The sequence below is a fragment of the Enterococcus sp. AMC2644 genome (genome assembly GCF_058216475.1).
On sequence record NZ_CM177095.1, the window covers coordinates 1,526,723 to 1,547,857 of the forward strand.

The following is a 21,135-nucleotide window of genomic DNA, read 5'->3' on the forward strand; positions in this document are numbered from 1 at the left end:
ACAATCAGAAGTCCACTTATTTTTATTCACCCCAATAAGCAGTAGCAATTTTTTTCCCTTGGTCAATTTTTGCCCATTGTTGTTCAATCGATAATTCATTTCCGCAGTCGCATGAAGCGAAGCCGCATTGATGTGATAGGAACAATCGTTCTTTGGGTAAAATTTCACTGGCTTTATCTAATAAGGTAATGACGCGCTCTTCATCATCTAAAGTAGCTGTTTTACTTGATAATAATCCTAACACAACTTCAACTTCAGGACGGTCTTTTAAGACTTCTAAGGCAGAAATGTCCCCAGCACGCTCATCATCCCATTCCAAAAAGAAGCGGTCATAATGTTGATCACGTAAGAATTTTTCAGCAATTGCTTTATAGGTACCACTTGCAGCGTGACGACTTTGGTAATTACCTCGGCAATTGTGTGTCCAAACTTTTAGCCCCAATTCATGAGCAAAGTCTGCTACTTCATTGTTAATTGCTACAAACTCATCAGCTAAATTTTCCAGTCCGCCATTGCCTTCAGCAAAGAAACTTTTATCATTATCATCTGCAAATAACTCCCATAAGCAGTCATCAAATTGGACGATTGTTCCACCAGCTTCTTGGTATTCTGTTAGGAATTCTTTGTAGGCGTTGATTAGACCAGTTCGTAGAGCTTCTTTGGTCGCATAGACTTGTCCTTCGCCAACAAGATTATTAAAAACAGTCAATTCGGTAAAAGCATGGGCAGCACCCCAGACGGTAATTTTAACATCCTGTTCCCCAGCTTGTGCTTGCGTGTCTTTGTATAAAGTTAGATAATGGTGGTTTTTACCGGATAAAGGCGCTGTGATACGGATTCCGATGTCTTTGCGGGTTTCAAAATCGCCACCATCTAGGTCTTCAAACGCATATCCATGATCAGAGATATAACGTTCAACCCCAGCTAGTCCCCATAAGAAATCAAGGTGCCACATGGAGCGTCCATGTTCGCCATCAGTCACAACTGTTAAGTCGTGGGCTTTTTGAGCGTCAATAATTTGTTGAATAGCGGCTGTTTCGACTTCTTTGTACCCAGGGAACGCGTCGTAAAAAGGATATTGAATATCGTCACGGTGCTCAATTTTCGTTTTATAATCTAATAAATCGGTCGGTCGTAAAAGTGAACCAACTAGTTGAAATTTATCTGTCATATGTAATTCCTCCAATAAAATAATTGATGTATTCATTGTAGCAATAAGTAAATAATATAGATAATACGTTTTATTTTTAGATAGTTATAGATTTTATTTATAACGTAGCGATAAGTATCGTTATTTAATTATGAGATATTAAAGAAAGGTAGATTAAAATAAAGTATCAAAAAAATAATAAAAAATATTGTACAATGTTTTTTTTCGTGTTATTATTTCCGTGCAGTTAATCTGCAAGACGAGAGAGGCGAGTTTATCTTTGCCAAACTTATTGCTGTTGGAAACAACAGATTTGATGTAGTAAAGGGGCTACCGCGCCCATTGAAGAGATAGTGAAGGCTGTCGACTCAAATTTTTTATAAGGTAATGACTTGGATAGTTAATCTAACATTATGCTTGTGAAAACGATTAGTAAGAGTGGTAAAAGTAAACCTACTAAATAGACTCTAACGTTCTACCGGTAAACGCGATTTTATTTTCAGCAATTATTTGAAGATAAGAAGACAATGATGGAGAAATCGAATGCACTCAAGTAATAGATGACTATTGCTTGGGTGCATTTTTTTGTTCCCAAGCTTCCAAAAAAGAGGTGGGGAAAATGTATACAGAAAGACAGGAAAAGATGCCAATTGTTGAGGCATTACAGGAATTGAAAAGACAACGCTTAGTACCCTTTGATGTTCCCGGACACAAAAGAGGAAAAGGTAGTCTTGAATTAACTAATTTTTTAGGCGAAAAGGCTATTTCACTAGATGCTAATTCGATGAAATTATTAGACAACTTAAGTCATCCAGTATCAGTAATTAAAGAAGCTGAAGAAATTGCGGCGGAAGCTTTTGGTGCTAAGCACGCATTCTTTATGGTGAACGGCACGACTGGAGCCGTACAAAATATGATTTACGCTACCTTGAAAGAAGGAGAAAAAATACTGCTGCCAAGAAATGTGCATAAAAGTGTAATTAATGCACTGGTGATGTGTGGAGGAATTCCAGTGTACATTGATACACCGTTACACCTCGAACTAGAAATTTCTACGGGTATGCCATTGTCTGAAGTTGAAAAAACGATGCTTGAACATCCAGATGCCAAAGCGATTTTAGTGAACAATCCTACTTATTATGGCGTCTGTTCTGATTTGCGGCGAATTACGGAACTGGCACATGCACATGGTATGAAAGTACTGGTTGATGAAGCACATGGCGCACATTTGTATTTTGGTGAAGGACTCCCAATGAATGCAATGGACGCTCAAGCAGATATGTCCGCAGTCAGTATGCATAAATCAGGGGGATCATTAACCCAGAGTTCCTTTTTACTTTGCAACAATGACGTTGATCCAGAATATGTTCGGCAAATTATTAATTTAACGCAAACAACAAGTGCAAGTTATTTGCTGATGTCTAGTTTGGATTTGGCGCGTCACAATTTAGTGAAAAATGGCAGAAAAATTTTTGAACGAGTGATTCAATTATCACAATACGCTCGTGATGAAATCAATGAAATTGGGGATTATTATGCTTATTCAACAGAAGTAGTGAACCGTACCTCAATTTACGATTTTGATGTGACAAAGTTGTGTGTAAAAACAACAGATTTAGGTCTGACAGGTAGCGAGGTTTATGATTTATTGCGTGATGAATACAATATTCAAATTGAATTTGGTGATACTGCCAATATCTTAGCTTATGTTTCGGTGGGCGATCGTTCGCATGATATTGAACGTTTAGTAGGTGCATTATCGGAAATAAGACGGCGCTTTAAACGTGATAAGAAAGGGTTGTTAATTTTTGATATTGCCAAAACAGAAGTGTTGATTTCACCTAAGGCTGCTTTTTTTGCACCACATGAGAGCTTAGCCATTGCGCAAAGTGTGGGACATATTTCAGCAGAAATGGTGATGTGCTATCCACCGGGAATTCCAATTGTAGCACCAGGTGAATTAATTACCGAAGCGGTGGTAGAGCATATTTTATACGCACAGGAAAAGGGATGTTTCTTAATGGGAACAGAAGATGCGACATTACAAACGATTAAAGTCGTCAAGGAGGAGAACTAAATGGATCTATGGTTTTCAGAGTATCATCAGGATGGCGTAAAATTGTCGATTAATGTTGATCGTGAAATCGTCAGTTGTCAAAGTGACTATCAAAACATTGCGTTGTTCGATTCAAAAGAATTTGGACGCATTTTAACTTTGGATGGGCAGTTAATTAATACTGAAAAAGATGAATTTTTTTATAGTGAAATGATGGTACATGTACCTATGGCAGTCCAACCAATCATTAAAGATGTCTTGGTAATTGGTGGTTGCGATGGAGGCGTATTGCGAGAATTAGAAAAATATAAAGGCATTGAAACAATTGATGTTGTCGAGCTTGATGAACAGGTTATCCAAATTTGCCAAGAATATTTCCCCAAAAATCAAGAAACTTTTTCGGACGAACGAATTACGTTGTATTTTCAAGATGGATTGAAATTTGTTCGTGGTAAAGAAGACGCGTATGATTTGGTCATTGTTGACACAGCGAATCCTTTTGGGGTCAATGAGAGCTTGTTTACACGCGAATTTTATGGTAACTGCTACAAAGCTTTGCGTGAAGCAGGAACGTTGATTAGCCAACATGCCAATGGTTTTTATGAAGAGGATGAAGAAGCATTCCGCCATATTCGCCAACGTTTAACATCTGTTTTCCCAATTAATAAGTTATATTTGAGCAGTGTTCCAAGTTACGCAGCTGGTTATTTATTGTTTAGCTATTCAGCTAAAACTGCTGACCCAGAAATAGATGTTCAAATTGACGCGTGGGAAAAGCAAGAAATCTATACACGTTATTACAATACGGATATCCATCGAGGCGCGTTTTGTCTACCAAATTATATTAAGGAGCTGTTGTAGATGCAGGCAAATATTGAAACATTTATTGGGTGTGACGCATCCTTTGAAGAAGCACAAACGGTGTTATTTGGTGCCCCTTTTGATTCAACGACTTCTTTTCGTCCAGGGACACGTTTTGCCAGTAAAGCAATTCGCGGGGATTCTTTCGGCCTAGAAACGTATAGTCCATATCAAGACAAAGATTTAGAAGATATTGCCGTGTTTGATTCCGGTGATTTAGAATTATCATTTGGACGTGTCGATTTGGCTTTAAAAGAGATTAAAGAGCAGACAGCTACCATCCTGGCTGCGGATAAACGTCCGTTTATGATTGGTGGCGAGCATTTAGTGACTCTAGGTGCTTTTGAGGCTGTGCTAGAAAAATATCCGGATGTACACGTCATTCAACTCGATGCGCATACTGATTTACGCCAAGAATATTTGGGGGCGGAATTATCACACGCAACAGTGCTACGACGTATTTGGGATTTAGTTGGAGATCATAAGATTTTTCAGTTTGGAATTCGCTCAGGAGAACGGGCTGAGTTTCAATTTGCGCGTGAACATACGCATTTGCAGAAATTTAATTTTGATGGCTTAGAAGAAGTTGTCGCACAATTAGCAGATAAACCGATTTATTTAACGTTAGATTTAGATGTTTTAGATCCATCAGCTTTTCCGGGGACAGGAACTCCTGAAGCAGGTGGGGTTAGTTTTGAAACGTTATTAGCAGGTCTGTTAACTATTTCAGACTTAAATATCGTGGGGATAGATGTCAACGAATTGTCGCCACAGTATGATTTAAGCGGCGCATCGACAGCGTTAGCGTGTAAAATTATCCGCGAGTTATTACTTGCAACTAATTAGGAGAGTGAAAAAAATGGCAAAAGCATTAATTATTGGCGCAGGTGGCGTCGCAGGAGTAACCGTTCATAAATGTGTTCAAAATAGTGAAGTATTTGAAGAAATTTGTATTGCCTCAAGAACGAAGCAAAAATGTGATGAGTTAAAAGCTAAATTAGATGGTCAGGGTTGTAAAATATCAACAGCTCAAGTAGATGCTAATAATGTGACAGAATTGATTGATTTAATCAATGAGTTTCAGCCAGACATCGTAGTTAATTTGGCGCTGCCTTATCAAGATTTAACGATTATGGATGCTTGCTTGGCAACGAAAACCCATTATTTAGATACTGCCAACTATGAACCAGAAGATACAGCGAAATTTGAATATAAATGGCAATGGGAATATCGTGAAAAATTTGAAAAAGCTGGAATTACTGCAATTTTAGGTTCAGGATTCGATCCTGGTGTGACAGGTGTCTTTTCGGCCTATGCACAAAAACACTATTTTGATGAAATTAATTATATTGATATTTTAGACTGTAATGCTGGAGATCATGGCTATCCTTTTGCGACAAACTTCAACCCGGAAATTAATATTCGTGAAGTTTCAGCGAAGGGGAGTTATTGGGAAAACGGTCACTGGATTGAAACTGAACCAATGGAAATTAAAAAAGTCTATAATTTTCCTGAAGTCGGTCCTAAAGACATGTATTTATTACACCATGAAGAGCTAGAATCATTGGCATTAAATATTAAAGGCATTAAACGTATTCGCTTCTTTATGACATTTGGAGAAAGCTATCTTACTCACTTAAAATGTCTAGAGAATGTGGGGATGACATCGATTGAACCAATTGTGTATGAAGGAAAAGAAATCATCCCATTGCAATTTTTAAAAGCTGTTTTACCAGATCCTGCATCTTTGGGTCCACGTACTAAAGGAAAAACGAATATCGGATGTATTTACCGTGGTAAAAAAGCTGGGAAAGACGTCAATTATTACGTATATAATGTTTGTGATCATGAAGCATGTTATGCAGAAGTGGGTTCACAAGCCGTGTCCTATACAACAGGTGTACCTGCTATGATTGGTGCCATGCTTGTGGTAAATGGCGAGTGGAACAAACCAGGCGTGCATAACGTTGAAGAATTGAATCCAGATCCATTTATGGATGCTTTGAATACTTGGGGCTTACCATGGGTGGAAGAGTTTAACCCAACTTTGGTGAGTGAATAATGGAACCAGTCATTCACTGGGACATCACAAATGTTCAGACACCAGCATTTGTTGTGGAAGAACAGTTATTGCGTAATAATTTAGAACGTCTCAAGCAAGTAAAAGAAGCAACAGGGTGTAAAATATTACTCGCACAAAAAGCTTTTTCAATGTATTACTTTTATCCTTTATTGGCAGAATATCTTGATGGTACCACAGCTAGCGGCATTTATGAAGCTCGTCTAGGCTTCGAGGAGTTTGGTGGGGAAACCCATGTTTTTTCACCTGCGTATCGAACAGAGGAGTTTACCGAGGTATTACCACTGTGTGACCATATTGTCTTTAATTCGTTAAGTCAGTGGCAGCATTTTAAAAAAGCGGCTTTAGCTAGTGGAAAATCATTAGGATTACGCATTAATCCAGAGTGTTCTACCCAAGAAGGTCATGCAATTTATGATCCATGTGCGCCTGGTTCTCGTTTAGGGGTTTTAGCAAGCGAGTTAACAGCTAACGATTTAATTGGAATTGATGGCTTGCATTTCCATACCTTGTGTGAGCAAAACTCGGATGATTTAGTCACTACACTACAAGTAGTAGAAGAAAAATTTGGTCATTATTTACCACAAATGAAATGGCTTAATTTTGGCGGGGGACATCATATCACTCGCGAAGACTACGATGTTGAGACTTTAATTGAAGCTATTCATCATATCCAAGACACCTACCAAGTAATGGTTTATTTAGAACCGGGTGAAGCAGTCGCATTAAATGCTGGCTATTTAGTGGCTCAAGTTTTAGATATTACTCAAAATCATGGAGTTACAAATGCCATTTTAGATACCTCGGCAACTTGCCATATGCCTGATGTCTTAGAGATGCCTTACCGACCGTTTGTAATTGGGAGTGGCGAAGCTCAAGAAAAAGCACATACGTATCGTTTTGGTGGGCCAACTTGCTTAGCAGGTGATATAATTGGCGATTACTCTTTTGATGAACCATTAACGATTGGCTCTAAAGTAATCTTTTGTGATATGGCAATTTATTCGATGGTTAAAACCAATACCTTTAACGGTATGCCTTTAGCGAAAATTGTGGCGGTAGATAGTAATCAGCGTATAACTACAGTCAAAGAATTTGGTTACGAAACATTTAAAGACCGTCTTTCTTAAGACACAAAAAAAGTGAGGGAATTATTCGGGACTGACCCTATAAATTAAGACACAAACAAAAAAGCATATACTAGGCTATAGATTTACGATATTCTATCGGAGATTTATAGCCTAATTTTTGTTGAATTCGAATTTTATTATAGTAATTAATGTAATCTATAACTGTCTGTATTACAATAGATGTAGGTTCATTATTGAGCCTATCTAAATAGAACGTTTCAGACTTTAGAGAGGCATGAAACGATTCGATGCAAGCATTATCTGAGGGTGTCCCTTTTCGGGACATGCTCATGGTAATGCTTTTTCTTTGTACTTCTTCTTGATAACGATATGAGGTGTACACCGATCCCTGATCACTATGCAGTAAACAATCGGTTACTTCTGGAAGTTGTTCTAAAGTTTTAAGAACAAAATTAATATCTTGTTTTTCACCAATATTGTAAGCAATGATTTCACCATTATACAAATCCATGATAGAAGACAAATAAAGTTGCTTTCTTCCAAAAGGTAGATACGTAATATCTGTAACTAGCTTTTGGAATCGTTCATTAGAATTAAATTGACGATTTAGTTTGTTTTCAACAACCTTAAAAGGTTGTCCCATTTTTTTACGTTTTTTAACTTTCACTTTACAATTCCAGTTATATTTTTGCATGATACGTTGAACAGTATTTTTACTCACTTTTCTTTTTCTATTTAATAGGGCAGTAATTTTTCTATAACCATATCTATACTTATTTTCTAAACATAATTGTTGTATATCTAATTCTAAATCTGTTAATTGTCTAATTTTTTTATTTTTAAGCCAGCCATAGTAAGTAGAACGAGGTATTTTGAATAAACCACATAACTCAGTAACGGTCATTTTTCCTTTCATACTAGAAACTAAATCTATAAATATTTTGGGTTCCACATCCTTTCCAATTCGTTGTACTTTTTTAGGATATCTAACTGCTGAGTTAAAAATCTATTCTCAACTTTTAATCGTTCTATTTCAGATACATATTCAGGTCCTTTGTTAAAACTATATTGTTTGCCAACTGGTTGAAGAAACCTATGTGTTTCTCCCTTTCTATACCAACGCCACCATGTTTCAACTTGTGTTTTATTTTTAATATTTAATTCTGTCATAATTTCTTTAGTTGTCATTCCGGATAATTTTAATTCAATCACCTTATTTTTTACTTCAATTGGATATGCCACTCTTGTTCCCATCAAAAAACACCTCCTGTTAAATTCATTTTAATTGAATTCAACAGAAAGTGCTTTTTTATTGTGTCTTATTATTTTGGGTCAGTTCATTCAGTCCTTCGCTTTTTTGTGATTAATCTTCTTCGCTACCCATGAATTTTGCTGCAAAAGAAGCAATTGCTGAACCAACAAGTGGTGCTAATAAGTATACCCAGTAGTGTGCTAATGCTGAACCACCCGCAAAGATTGCAGGACCAAAGCTACGAGCAGGGTTTAGTGAACCACCAGTTAAGTTTAAAGCTACAATGATTAGGAAAGCTAACGCTAAACCAATCGCAATTGGTGTTAGACCAGCATTGCCATATTTTTTACTTGTGACCATTAAAATGACAAATACGAATAAGAACGTAATGATTGCCTCAAATGAAAACGCTTGTTCAGCCGTAATATTTGGGAAATCAGTTTGTCCAAAACCATCTTTTGGTAAACCCAATGCATGAATGAAAATTGATAAAACACCAGATACTGCAATTGCACCTAAAAATTGAGCAATAATATAAAAAATACCATCTTTTACTTCTAATCGTTTATTCAACATCATGGCTAAAGAAACCGCTGGATTAAAATTTCCTCCAGACACCCCACCTACAGCACACGTCATAATTGTAACAGCTAGACCAAATGCTAAACCGATACCAAGATAGCCAATAGCTGTCTCTCCTGTGTTAGCAATCGCCACTGTCCCTGTTCCTAAAAATACCAGAACAAACGTGCCAATAAATTCTGCGCAATATTTTCTCATAAAAATCGATTTTTTGTTATTCTATTTTCTTCAACTTAGAGAAATAACAATTTTGTCCATGAATACGTTTGTAAATTAAGTGTTTATAAATCAATGATTATAAGAATATTAAACGGATATTTTTTTCGTGAGTATGTATAACGGTTAGCATGAAATATTTTGAAATGTATAAATTTATGTTTTTATTTTGTTTTTTAAGTTTAAATGAGCATACTTCAGCGTTTTATACAACAATCTCTATTCAAGAACCTCAACGCATTTCTGCCGAGAATATTGTATATTATTTACGTAGCGAAAAAGACAAAATATTTCGGTTGGTGGAGTAAGGATTTCTAAAAACAGAACTATCTAAAAATTAAATAGCTCTGTTTTAATTTTATTATAAAGGATAATTAGTGTAGATAATTTCTGATGATGTTAGTATTGCTTTAGGGTTAACTACTCTGGCAATATCTGTAATTTTTTTCTTATGTAACACTAAATGATTATATATTTGTTGAGAGTAGCTAGAATCAGACATTGATAACATTATTTCAGCATTTGGACTATTACTAAGTACATTTATAAAGTCAGTAAAACGATCATGTTGAAAAAAACTACTAGTATATATTCTATGATTTTGAGTTTGAACAGTTTCTGGAATATAGGGAGGATCTAAATAAATAAAAGAATTTTCTAATAAATGATTCTCAGAAAGACTTCTTATAAACTCTAAATAATCCAAGTTTGAAAATGAGACATTTTGTATTAATTCAGAGATTTGCAAAAACAACTCTATATTAAAATTAGCATTATCTCTTTTACCAAAAGGTACATTATATTTACCTTTACTATTGAGCCTATATACTCCATTAAAACAAGTTTTATTTAAAAACCAAAAAAACGCAGCTCTAGTTACATAATCCACTTGATTATTATTGTAAAAATCACGAATACTGTAATAATAGATTTCTTTATCTGTTATTGTGGAAAATGTAAGGTAAGTTTTACTCATGTCAGATATTTGTTCAACTAGAAAATCAGGATTCTCTTTTAATTGAATAAAAAAATTAATAAGATCATGATTAATGTCATTGACATAGTATTCATTGTAATTCTTTTTTGATAGAATATTAATAAGCATTGTTGCAGAACCTAAAAACGGCTCGATATAACGTTCGTTATCATTTATTAAAGGTAAAATATGTTTGATGATTTTTCTTTTTGAACCCGACCATCTAATCGGGGAAGTTATTATTTTATCCATTTGATCATCTTTCTTATTAAGTCGTTAATTATTAGTATAGGGTTAGAATAAATTAAAATCAATATTATTTTTTGTTAATTGGGAGGTTATAATATGTTGGAAGGGTTAGTTACTGGTAAAGAGTTAATTACAGCAAAAAATAAAAGAATAAAAAATTATGATACTAAAAAAATTCTTAAAGGGAGTGAACAACCATACTATGAGCTTGATTGGATTTTGGATAAAGAGTTAAAAACAGAAATTAGAATAAAAAAAGAAAAGCCTATGGATGAACAATTTGAGAACTACGTTTGGAATGTTTTCTATAAATTAGGCTTTATAAATATGAATAGAGATAGAACTTTTAAACTAGTATATGGAAAGAGCAAGGGAACAACTCAGCAAATCGATGTCTTTGCTGCCGACGAAGAAACTGCAATAGTTATTGAATGTAAATATACTAGTCAAAAGGGGAAAACTTCAAATTTTAAAAAACAAATTGAAGCAATAGCTGGACAAAGAGAAAATATTATTCGTGCTATTAATGCTGATGGTAATAAAAGAAAAGTAAAATTTATTTTAGCTACTAAAAATTATATGTTAAGTAAAGTTGATAAAGAAAGATTAGAAAATTTTGAAATAGAGCATTTTTCTGAAGAAACTTTGGAATATTATGCTGATCTTGCTAAACATCTAGGCAGAGCATCTCGCTTTCAATTATTAGGACAATTGTTTAAAAATAGAAAAATAGAAGGCATGAAAAATAGAATTCCAGCAATTAGAGGGAAAATGGGAAATAAAACATATTATGCATTTTCAATAGAACCTGAAAAATTATTGAAATTGGGGTACGTATTACATCGAACAAATTCTAATAAAGCGGAACTACCATCATATCAACGCATTATAAAAAAGTCTAGATTAGATAGTGTACAGGAATTTGTAGCTAACGGAGGATTTTTCCCAAATTCTATTGTTGTAAATATTGATAGTAAGAAATTAAAGTTTGATAAGACTAGTGCTACGCATGACTCTAGTATTAGTGATTTAGGAGTTTTATATTTGCCGAATGTTTATCGTTCTCTTTACATCATAGATGGACAACATCGACTATATGGATATTCTAATTCAGAATATGCTAGCAAAAATACTGTGCCTGTAGTTGCTTTTGTGGAGTTAACTAAACCCGAACAAGTTAAGCTATTTATGGAAATTAATGAAAATCAAAAAAGTGTATCTAAAAATCTGAGAAATACGTTAAATGCTGATTTACTTTGGGATTCTGATAAAAAGAGTGATCAAATGAAATCATTAAGTTTAAGAGTAGCACAATCTTTAGGAATAGAGGACCGCTCCCCATTACAAAATCGAATTGTTTTTGGTGAAGATAAAGCAAATGAGTATACTTTTTTAAAAATTGAAAGCGTTGCAGAATCAATACAAAAAACAGGGTTTCTTAATAAGTATTCTTCTAAAAATGAACTTACAGACAATGGATTGTTAGATAAAAATAATAATGAAATGACTCTTAATATTTTATCGAATTATTTAATTGAAATGTTTAGATTTGTGAAAGAAAACGCATCTGAAGAATGGAACAAAGGAAAAAATGGTGTACTTTTAACAAATGTGGGAGTTCATAGCTTTATTAGATTGTTTTATACAGTTCTACATCATATTGAAAAAGATAAAAATATAAAAATGATTTCTCAAAATTATCAAGAAGTAGTTAAATTAACCATCCCATATATGAAAGTTGTATGTGACTATATAAATGATTTAGAAAGCACTGAAAGGATACGAATCAGGAAATCTTTTGGAGGTGGTGCAAAGAGTTCATATCAAAAAAGGATGCAAGTTGTAATAAATGAACATTTTCCTAACTTTAAACCTGATGGAATTGAAAAAGATAAGATTGAATTTAAAAAAACTTTTAATGATTATGGAAAAGAGATACTCCCTAAATTGAAGTATGAGATTCGTAAACGTTTTGAAACTTCTATGGAAATTCTCTATGGAAATAATTGGGATAGACAATTACCCAAGAATATATATTTGTCTGCAGGTAAACGACAAATTGATAAAAATTATTCATTAAGTAGTGGAAGTGAATATACTTTGGCAGATGTTTTAAATTTAGAAGATTATGCTAATGTAGCTGTTTCAAAAAGTAATTGGCGTGATGTTTTTGAAAAAGAATTTTCGAAACCATCTGAATTAAAGAGAAAGAAAACGAAAGAACAAAAAATACAATGGTTAAACGATTTAGCAAAATTAGATTCAAGAAACCTTTCAGAGTATAGCATTACTATGGAGGAAAATTCTTTATTGGAAGAATTAGAAAAGTGGTTGTTGGCATAATTAAATACTTATAAAATGAATATTAGGATAATGTGGAGGTTATTAGATGCAGTCACTCTACAATACAAAAGAACACGTGCATAATCGTGGTTGTGAGGCAGTTGGTAAGCCAATTTCAGAATTGGTTAACGAAATGGAAATGAAAGTGTCTGGTAAAAAGTCACAAGTTGGTGATGCATGGGAATCATGGTTTGGTGTAGAAAAAAATAGTATTGCTGGTGCAGATTTACCTGAAGCCGGCGTAGAATTAAAAGCAACTGGAGTTCGTGAAACAAAAAATGGAAAATCGGCAAAAGAAAGATTAGTATTAAACATTATTAATTATATTGAAGAATTTGATAAAACGTTTGAGACCAGTTCATTTTGGAAAAAAATCGTTATATGGAATTAGGTTTTTATGGTTATGATAAAGAAAAGACATGGCTTGAGTGGAAAATTTTACAATCTGTCTTGTTTACATATCCTAAAAAAGATTTGCTAATTATCAAACAAGATTGGGAGAAAATTCATAGTTATATTGTTTCTGGAAGAGCACATGAGTTATCTGAAGGCTTAACGATGTATTTGGGAGCATGTTCAAAAGGCGCAAATAAGAATTCTTTACGAGTGCAGCGAGAAGATTTACATGCACCTAAAGCGATGCAACGCGCATATTCTCTGAAAAGCAGTTATATGACCTATCTTTTGCGAGAGTATGTTTTTGGAGAAAATGAGGATCCAAAAATTCGAGTGAAACCTTTTTTACCAGGAGAAGTTTTTGAAAATCAAGAAGAATATTTTATAAAAGAAAGTATTGTCAAAGATGTAAGTATTTTAGAAAATGAATCGTTAGAACAATACATTTTAAAATGTTTGAATCGTTATAGTGGGAAGACCATTATATACTTAGCGGAATTATTTGGTATTCAAAAAAATAGTAATGGAAATTTTCCTAAAAGTATCAATGCCATGCTAGCAAGTAGAATGTTAGGAATTTATGGTAATTTAGAAAAAACAGAGGAATTTTTTAAAGCCAATATTTCTCTAAAGACCATTCGTGTAAGTTTAAATGGAACTATTAAAGAAAGTATGAGTTTTCCAGCCTTTAAATTTAAAGAATTAGCATCTGAAAATTGGGAAGAGTCTACTCTGAGAGATACAATGGATGCGTCTAAATTTTTATTTATTGTGTTTAAGGAACAAGTTAAAGATAATTATGTATTTAAAGGTGCAAAATTTTGGACAATGCCAGAAAAGGATTTAGATACAATTGTACAAGATGCATGGCAGGAAACAGTAGATACATTGAATAATGGAGTAGAGCTAGCGTACCAAGGAAATTCAGTTAAAAATAATTTTATAAAAAAAAGCGATAAGCGTATTATACATGTACGTCCGCATGCTAGCGTATCTTCTTATTTAGCAGAAGATACAGTCAATGCTGATCAATTACCTGTTCCAGCAAGATGGAAAAATAAACCAGAAACATATGCGGATGATTGGATGACGAAGCAATGTTTTTGGTTAAATAACGACTACATTCTTTCACAAATTGCAGATTTATTATGAAAAAATACAGTGAGCAATTTAATGCTCACTGTATTTTTTGTAATTCGTCGCCAATACGTTCAACAATTTTAGTAACTAAAGCATTTCCCATAAAAAACATACGCATTCTGTCAGTAACTTCTACTATCTCTCCATTTCTCAGTTTCTTCCATCGGGTCCAATCATCTGGAAAATCTTGTAAACGTTCTGCTTCAATAGGTGTTAATAATCTGTAACGCCCATTGATTTTTAAAAAGTGGGTAGAGCGATTCACAGATCCTTCCGAGGTTAACATCGTTCTACCTGGTAAAGATAAATCATCATATGGAGACATTCCTCCTTCAGAAAAAACATATGTGTGTCCATCTATAGAAGTACGTTCAATCTTTTTAGGGCCTCTTAGATAGTTGAATTTTTCTAGCTTAGCTTTATCATTTAAATAATATTTTTCATCGATAGTTTCTTCAGGTTGTAAAATTTCACCTAAAGTAATAGGTTTTTCGTTACCTAATGGAACCGTATCGATAGTAAAATAGCGTCCATGACGCATAATCCCAGTATTCCATACTGTACCTGTAAAATTATCTGAAATTGCGACAATATCGCTAGGTAATTCATAGAAAGCATGTCTAGATTTATAGGGTGTGTTCATGATTGGAAATTGGCGTGCAAACAATCCTTCTTTAAAAATATATTCATCGTATAATGATTCTTCATCGAAGAAGGTTTCTGGTTGTTTTTCTTCAAACTGATAATCCATTTTTTTAGCAAAAGGCGTATCGTTTTTATATACAAAGAAAAATACACGGCGACGACGTTGACTTCTTCCATATTCAGCTGCATTTATTACGCGCCATTCTACTGAATAACCTAATTCATTAAATGAAGCTAACATGATAGCAAAATCACGTCCACGTTGTTTAGACGGCGATTTTAATAAACGATCAACATTTTCTAAAATAAGATATTTAGGTTCAATAATTTGAGTAGCACGAATGATTTGCCAAAATAATACACCTTTTTTTCCTTGAATACCCATTTCATTTTTTTTACTACGAGCGACAGAATAGTCTTGGCAAGGAAAACCTCCTACAATAATATCGGCATCCATGTCTTCAAATTGCTTATCTGTAATGTCTTCAATACTGATATTGATATTCTCACTATCGGAAAAATGGTAATCATAGACTTCAAACGCATCTTGCGATTTGCGAGATGGCTCCCATTGATTAGCCCATTTTGTTATGAATAGGTCTGGGTTAGAATTTTCCAAGCCGACTCTAAAACCACCGACTCCTGCGAAAAGCTCCAAAACTTTCATTTTTTTTGTCATTAAGCGAACATCCTTTCGGTTTAGCTAACCATACTATACAAAAAATCACAAAAAAGATCAAATGATTTGATTCTATTATTAATATTCGAAAAACTTTGAAATAATTGCTACAAAATTAATATTTTAACATGAAAGTGAAGAAGGTGTAAGTTAATTTTTAATTACTCTTCATCACTATTTTTATGTTACACTTTTTATAAATGAGATGTCTCTACAAAATATACTTAATCAAGTGCATCAATAAAAACTAAAGGAGTCGTTTTATGCAAGCATTATTTTTCGATGTAGATGATACACTATATGATCAGTTAGTGCCCTTCAAACGAGCAATTAACGAGCAATTGATTTTTCCAGAAGAGGCGTTGGAACAATTGTATTTGGAATTTCGTAAGGTGAGTGATGCTTATTTCCATTTGTCTGAAAGTGGTCAAATTTCAATGGAAGACATGCGTGTCCTTAGAATTCAGCGAGCGTGTCAGCAATTTAACCGAGAACTTTCTCGGGAACAAGCTTTGGCTTTTCAAGCGGATTATATTCGTTTTCAAGGAGAAATTGAGTTGAGGGAAGATATGAAAGCGGCATTGGCGTTTTGTCAGCAAGAACATATTCCATTAGGAGTGATTACCAATGGTCCAACGGCTCATCAATGGCGTAAAGTGCATCAATTGGGTTTAACACAATGGATTCCTGAAGAACATATTTTCATTTCGGCACAAGTAGGGATTGCTAAGCCGGATGTGAAGTTGTTTCGTCATGTGGAACGTTCAATGCGCATAATGCCAAAACAAGCAATTTACATTGGGGATTCTTATGCAAATGATATTGTTGGTGCAAAGGATGCTGGTTGGCAAGCTATTTGGTTAAATTATCGTAATCATCTTGCGACAGAAGCAAAGCCTAGACAAGATTATCTATTAAAAACGAATCAGCGAGTAACGCCACTCATCAAAAAATTATTTTTGAACTAATGAAAAGTATTTCTAATTCTCTATGGATTGGAAATGCTTTTTTTATTAGTTGAGAACAAGTTACGCTATTCACTATTCGTTCATAAAATTAGTGAATTTCAACACAATAGCTGTTGGAAATTTTTCTTCCTTGTGATAATATGAATTAGTTACAAGGAGGATGACGAAATGATTGAATTAATCGCAACTGTTGAATCAACAGAACAAGCAAAGAAATTATTACCAATCGTTGATACGATTTTCTTTGGAGAAGAAATGTTTGGCTTACGTTTACCCCAGTCGTTTTCAAGAGAAGAGCAAAAAGAATTAGTCAAACTTGCTCATCAAGCAGGTAAACAAGCGATGGTCGCTGTAAACGGGCTGATGCATCCTGAAAAAATGAAATTAATTCCTGAATATTTAGCTTTTTTACATGAGATTCAAGTTGATAAAATTTCTGTTGGGGATGTAGGTGTTATATATGTCTTGAATAAACATCCAGAGTGGCAATTACCTTTTGTTTACGATGGTGAAACCTTAGTTACGAGTGCCCGTCAAATTAATTTTTGGGCAAAACGAGGGGCAACGGGTGCTGTTTTAGCCAGAGAAGTTCCTTTTGACGAAATGAAAGCCTTGATACAAACAGTTGATGTACCCGTGGAAGTTTTAGTATACGGTGCAACATGTATTCATCAATCAAAGCGTCCATTACTGCAAAATTACTACAATTTTACACAACAAAAAGAAGATATGAGCAAAGAGCGAGGTCTATTTTTATCAGAACCAAAAAAAGATCATACGCATTATTCTATCTATGAAGATAGTCATGGGACGCATATTTTTGCAAGTAATGATGTTTGTTTAATGAATGAATTAGCGGATTTGCATCAGCATGGTTATCAGACATGGAAGCTCGATGGCCTATTTAGTAGTGGACAAAACTTCGTAGAGATTGTTCATTTATTTAATCAAGCCCGACAACTAATTTCGGCTGGTGAATGGACACCGATAGTGGCGGCTGATTTGTACAAAAAAGTACAAAGTTTTCATCCGGAAAATCGTGATTTCGATACAGGTTTTTATTATATTGAGCCAAATAAAATTAAATAAGGAGCCAGAGAAATGACTGTTAAACAAGCATTAAAACGTCCAGAAGTCCTAGCTCCAGCTGGGACTTTGGAAAAATTAAAAACAGCGATTCGTTATGGTGCAGATGCCGTATATATTGGTGGCAATGCCTATGGATTACGGAGTCGCGCAGGTAATTTCACATATGAGCAAATGGCAGAGGGCGTGGCGTTCGCTCAAGAGCATCATGCAAAGGTCTACGTTGCAGCAAATATGGTTACCCACGAACAAAACCAAGCAGGTGCGGGAGAGTTTTTCCGTGAACTGCGAGACGTTGGTATTTCCGCTGTCATTGTTTCCGATCCAGCATTAATTGAAATTTGTGCGACCGAAGCACCAGGCTTGCCGATTCATTTGTCGACCCAAGCTTCAGCGACTAACTATGAAACACTTGAATTTTGGAAAGAAGAAGGTCTAGAACGAGTGGTTTTAGCGCGAGAAGTTTCTATGGAAGAAGTGGCAGAAATTCGCAAAAATACAGATGTGGAAATTGAAGCCTTTATTCATGGAGCCATGTGTATTTCTTATTCAGGGCGTTGTACATTATCCAACCATATGGCGATGCGAGATGCGAATCGGGGCGGTTGTTGTCAATCTTGTCGTTGGAAATACGATTTATATGACTTACCCTTTGGTGGCGAGCGTCATAGCCTGACAGAAAAGGGAGCAGTTGCCGAAGAATTTTCAATGAGCGCGGTGGATATGTCAATGATTGAACACATTCCTGATTTGATTCAAAACGGTGTTGACAGTTTTAAAATTGAAGGACGCATGAAATCGATTCATTATGTGTCAACCGTTGCCAATGTTTATAAAGCCGCAGTGGATAGTTATATGAAAGATCCTGAAAACTATGTCTGCAAACAAGAGTGGATTGACGAGTTATGGAAAGTTGCACAACGTGAACTTGCGACAGGTTTTTATTACAACACACCTTCTGAAAATGAACAATTATTTGGTGAACGTCGTAAAATTCCTGAATACAAATTTGTTGGCGAAGTATTGAAGTATGATGAAATTACTCAAATAGCAACAATTCGTCAACGAAATCTCTTTGAAGTGGGGGATGAAATTGAGTTTTATGGTCCCGGTTTTCATCACTTTGAGCAAATTGTACAAGAGATGTATGACGACGAGGGTCAAAGTATTGATCGTGCCCCCAATCCGATGATGATTTTAACTATGCCAGTCAATCAAGCAGTTCAACCAGGTGATATGATTCGTAAACGTAAATAAAAGTCTAAGCTAAAGCAGAGAAAACCAATCTGATTTAGCTTTTTTGATTCTATCGTTTATTATATATTACAGACAAAGAGTTGGAATTTTTAAATTATGTACGATTGAAGTCTAAAATAGAAGGATTGTTAGGAGAAAATTATGAGAATTGAAGAAACTAGAAATGTTACGCAAACCCATTATGATTTATTATTAGAAGCGGATCCTTCATTGGCATTAGTTGAGGCATATCTTCAAAGAGGACGGTTATTTGAAGCAATAATTGCAGATAAGGTTGTAGGTGTATTGATAATGTTACCTACCCGTCCGGCAACCCTTGAAATTGTTAATTTAGCTGTAAATGAAAATTACCGAGGGCAAGGAATTGCACAGCATTTGTTGAAAAGAGCTTTATCAGAAGCTAAAGCTATGAACTATGCAACTGTTGAAATAGGAACAGGCAGTACAGGAGTAGAGCAACTTTATTTGTATCAAAAATGTGGCTTTCGTATGACGCATATTGATCGGGATTTTTTTGTACGTCATTATCCAGAACCTATTGTTGAAAATGGTTTGGTTTTAAAAGATATGGTGCGCTTGTCTCAAGATATCTGAAATTCTTGACGGATAAGCAGGGCAATGATAGCTTGAAGAGTGAAAATGATTGGAGGAAATACTGTGAAAACATTTGATTATATTGTTATCGGTGGCGGTAGCGGGGGAATTGCCTCGGCAAATCGTGCGGGAATGCACGGCGCTAAAGTCTTATTAATTGAAGGTAATGAACTAGGTGGTACCTGTGTAAACGTCGGATGTGTACCTAAAAAAGTGATGTGGCAAGCAAGTGAAATTTATGAAACCATCAAACGAGATGCAAAAAGTTATGGGATTTATCCACATGTGGATAAATTTGATTTTAACCAACTTGTGGATAACCGAGAAAATTATATAAATTTTTTGCATGGCGCCTATAAAAAAGGCTTAGATAGCAACAATGTAGAAGTGATAAAAGGTTATGCACAGTTTGTGGATAACTCTGTAGTTGAAGTGGATGGTGAACAATTTACCGCAGCAAATATTTTAATTGCCGTAGGTGGGCAACCAAGTGCTTTGGAAGTACCTGGTGGGGAATATGCGATTGATTCAAATGGTTTCTTTGAATTAACCAACGCACCACAGCATTTAATTGTGCTAGGTGCAGGGTATATTGCAGCAGAGATTGCGGGTGTGATGAATGGCCTAGGTAGTAAAGTCTCATGGGCTTTCCGCAAAGAACGCCCATTACGTCATTTTGACAAAATGTTAGCAGACAATTTAGTTGAAATTTATGAAGAACAGGCCATGGCGATTTATGCAAATTCTGTTCCTGCAAAAATTGAAAAAAACGGAAATGACTATACAGTCACATTTGAGAATGGTCATACGTTAACTGGAGATTGCGTATTATTTGCAGGGGGACGTAAACCAAATGTGGATAAATTGGGATTAGAAAATACAGAGGTAAGATTAGATGATCGTGGATTTATCCACGTGGATAAGTTCCAAAATACAACTAGTCGAGGTATTTATGCAATTGGCGATGTTATCGGAAAGATCGATTTAACACCGGTTGCTATCGCAGCGGGGCGTCGTTTATCTGAACGACTATTTAATGGACAAAAAGATTTATACCTTGATTACAACTTAGTCCCAACAGTTGTGTTCACACATCCACCTATTGCAACAATTGGTTTAACTGAAGAAGAAGCATTGAAAAAATATGGTGAGGATGTAAAAGTTTATCGATCTCGTTTCACGCCAATGTATTTTGCTTTAAATGAGTATCGTCAAAAATGTGAAATGAAATTGATTTGTGTTGGTAAAGAGGAAAAAATTGTTGGATTACATGGAATTGGTAAAGGCGTCGATGAAATGTTACAAGGATTTGCTGTAGCAATTAAAATGGGCGCAACGAAAGCTGATTTTGATAATACCGTGGCGATTCATCCAACCGGTTCTGAAGAATTTGTGACAATGCGTTAAACAGAGGTCTGTGATATCAGGAAAAACAAGACGAAAATAGCTGAACAAAATAGCATGAGTTACGCCAAATTAAGGCGAAATTGCGACGAGGACCAACTGGACCACAG

18 protein-coding genes are annotated in these 21,135 nt (G+C 34.9%); 13 read left to right on the forward strand and 5 right to left on the reverse strand.

Going from position 1 to position 21,135, the window contains the following annotated elements; all coding sequences use genetic code 11:
- Positions 1-22: 22 nt before the first annotated feature.
- Positions 23-1,171 carry a cobalamin-independent methionine synthase II family protein gene (locus AC4BC5_RS07485; RefSeq protein WP_490497473.1) on the reverse strand — a complete coding sequence of 383 codons (1,149 nt, stop codon included), beginning with the start codon at positions 1,169-1,171 and terminating at the stop codon, positions 23-25.
- A 598-nt stretch (positions 1,172-1,769) separates the two neighbouring features.
- Between AC4BC5_RS07485 and AC4BC5_RS07490 the strand changes: the two genes are divergently transcribed.
- The 5 genes from AC4BC5_RS07490 to nspC are packed head-to-tail and all read left to right on the forward strand — an operon-like array spanning position 1,770 to position 7,277.
- Positions 1,770-3,227 carry an aminotransferase class I/II-fold pyridoxal phosphate-dependent enzyme gene (locus AC4BC5_RS07490; RefSeq protein WP_490497474.1) on the forward strand — a complete coding sequence of 486 codons (1,458 nt, stop codon included), beginning with the start codon at positions 1,770-1,772 and terminating at the stop codon, positions 3,225-3,227.
- Positions 3,228-4,067 (forward strand): polyamine aminopropyltransferase, encoded by an 840-nt coding sequence (gene speE / locus AC4BC5_RS07495; protein ID WP_490497475.1) that lies wholly within the window; start codon positions 3,228-3,230, stop codon positions 4,065-4,067.
- Complete coding sequence (gene speB, locus AC4BC5_RS07500) at positions 4,068-4,913, forward strand: agmatinase (protein ID WP_490497476.1); 846 nt, start codon at positions 4,068-4,070, stop codon at positions 4,911-4,913.
- Between the two features lie 13 nt (positions 4,914-4,926).
- Positions 4,927-6,129 carry a saccharopine dehydrogenase family protein gene (locus AC4BC5_RS07505; RefSeq protein ID WP_490497477.1) on the forward strand — a complete coding sequence of 401 codons (1,203 nt, stop codon included), beginning with the start codon at positions 4,927-4,929 and terminating at the stop codon, positions 6,127-6,129.
- Positions 6,129-7,277: a carboxynorspermidine decarboxylase gene (gene nspC, locus AC4BC5_RS07510; RefSeq protein ID WP_490497478.1), complete on the forward strand. Its 1,149-nt coding sequence runs from the start codon at positions 6,129-6,131 to the stop codon at positions 7,275-7,277. Before AC4BC5_RS07505 ends, nspC begins: the two co-directional genes overlap by 1 nt.
- 70 nt (positions 7,278-7,347) lie before the next feature.
- On the opposite strand, the gene AC4BC5_RS07515 is transcribed toward nspC, so the two are convergent.
- The 3 genes from AC4BC5_RS07515 to AC4BC5_RS07525 form a co-directional block, all read right to left on the reverse strand.
- Positions 7,348-8,492, reverse strand: a protein-coding gene (locus AC4BC5_RS07515) for an IS3 family transposase (RefSeq protein ID WP_490494800.1) whose coding sequence is annotated in 2 segments (ribosomal slippage) — positions 7,348-8,219 and positions 8,219-8,492 — 1,146 coding nt in all. Because the reading frame shifts where the segments join, the coding sequence is not laid out codon by codon here.
- A gap of 109 nt (positions 8,493-8,601) precedes the next feature.
- Entirely contained in the window at positions 8,602-9,276 is a 675-nt protein-coding gene (locus tag AC4BC5_RS07520; protein ID WP_490497521.1) for an MIP/aquaporin family protein, read from the reverse strand.
- Positions 9,277-9,649: 373 nt separating this feature from the next.
- The gene (locus AC4BC5_RS07525) at positions 9,650-10,516 is read right to left on the reverse strand and encodes a DNA adenine methylase (RefSeq protein WP_490494801.1); all 867 of its coding nucleotides are present in this window, start codon (positions 10,514-10,516) and stop codon (positions 9,650-9,652) included.
- A gap of 93 nt (positions 10,517-10,609) precedes the next feature.
- Here AC4BC5_RS07525 and AC4BC5_RS07530 point away from each other — a divergent pair, with 93 nt between their 5' ends.
- From AC4BC5_RS07530 to AC4BC5_RS07540, 3 genes are read left to right on the forward strand one after another with little or no spacing between them, the layout of a single operon-like run.
- Positions 10,610-12,856, forward strand: a complete 2,247-nt coding sequence (locus AC4BC5_RS07530; protein WP_490494803.1) for a DGQHR domain-containing protein — start codon at positions 10,610-10,612, stop codon at positions 12,854-12,856.
- A gap of 46 nt (positions 12,857-12,902) precedes the next feature.
- Positions 12,903-13,247, forward strand: coding sequence for a MutH/Sau3AI family endonuclease (locus tag AC4BC5_RS07535; protein ID WP_490494805.1), 345 nt, complete (start codon positions 12,903-12,905; stop codon positions 13,245-13,247).
- A complete protein-coding gene (locus tag AC4BC5_RS07540; RefSeq protein ID WP_490494806.1) occupies positions 13,220-14,404 on the forward strand; it encodes a MutH/Sau3AI family endonuclease in 1,185 nt (394 codons plus the stop codon). Before AC4BC5_RS07535 ends, AC4BC5_RS07540 begins: the two co-directional genes overlap by 28 nt.
- Before the next feature lie 25 nt (positions 14,405-14,429).
- On the opposite strand, the gene dcm is transcribed toward AC4BC5_RS07540, so the two are convergent.
- Positions 14,430-15,704, reverse strand: a complete 1,275-nt coding sequence (gene dcm / locus AC4BC5_RS07545; RefSeq protein WP_490497522.1) for a DNA (cytosine-5-)-methyltransferase — start codon at positions 15,702-15,704, stop codon at positions 14,430-14,432.
- A gap of 275 nt (positions 15,705-15,979) precedes the next feature.
- Here dcm and AC4BC5_RS07550 point away from each other — a divergent pair, with 275 nt between their 5' ends.
- The 5 genes from AC4BC5_RS07550 to gor all read left to right on the forward strand — a co-directional run bounded on the left by AC4BC5_RS07550 (position 15,980) and on the right by gor (position 21,028).
- Positions 15,980-16,684 carry an HAD family hydrolase gene (locus AC4BC5_RS07550; RefSeq protein ID WP_490494808.1) on the forward strand — a complete coding sequence of 235 codons (705 nt, stop codon included), beginning with the start codon at positions 15,980-15,982 and terminating at the stop codon, positions 16,682-16,684.
- A 168-nt stretch (positions 16,685-16,852) separates the two neighbouring features.
- Positions 16,853-17,773, forward strand: coding sequence for a peptidase U32 family protein (locus AC4BC5_RS07555; RefSeq protein WP_490494810.1), 921 nt, complete (start codon positions 16,853-16,855; stop codon positions 17,771-17,773).
- Between the two features lie 12 nt (positions 17,774-17,785).
- Positions 17,786-19,027, forward strand: coding sequence for a peptidase U32 family protein (locus AC4BC5_RS07560; protein ID WP_490494811.1), 1,242 nt, complete (start codon positions 17,786-17,788; stop codon positions 19,025-19,027).
- 141 nt (positions 19,028-19,168) lie between these two features.
- Positions 19,169-19,621: a GNAT family N-acetyltransferase gene (locus AC4BC5_RS07565; RefSeq protein ID WP_490494813.1), complete on the forward strand. Its 453-nt coding sequence runs from the start codon at positions 19,169-19,171 to the stop codon at positions 19,619-19,621.
- A 63-nt stretch (positions 19,622-19,684) separates the two neighbouring features.
- Positions 19,685-21,028 carry a glutathione-disulfide reductase gene (gene gor / locus AC4BC5_RS07570; RefSeq protein WP_490494814.1) on the forward strand — a complete coding sequence of 448 codons (1,344 nt, stop codon included), beginning with the start codon at positions 19,685-19,687 and terminating at the stop codon, positions 21,026-21,028.
- The last annotated feature ends 107 nt before the right edge of the window (positions 21,029-21,135 follow it).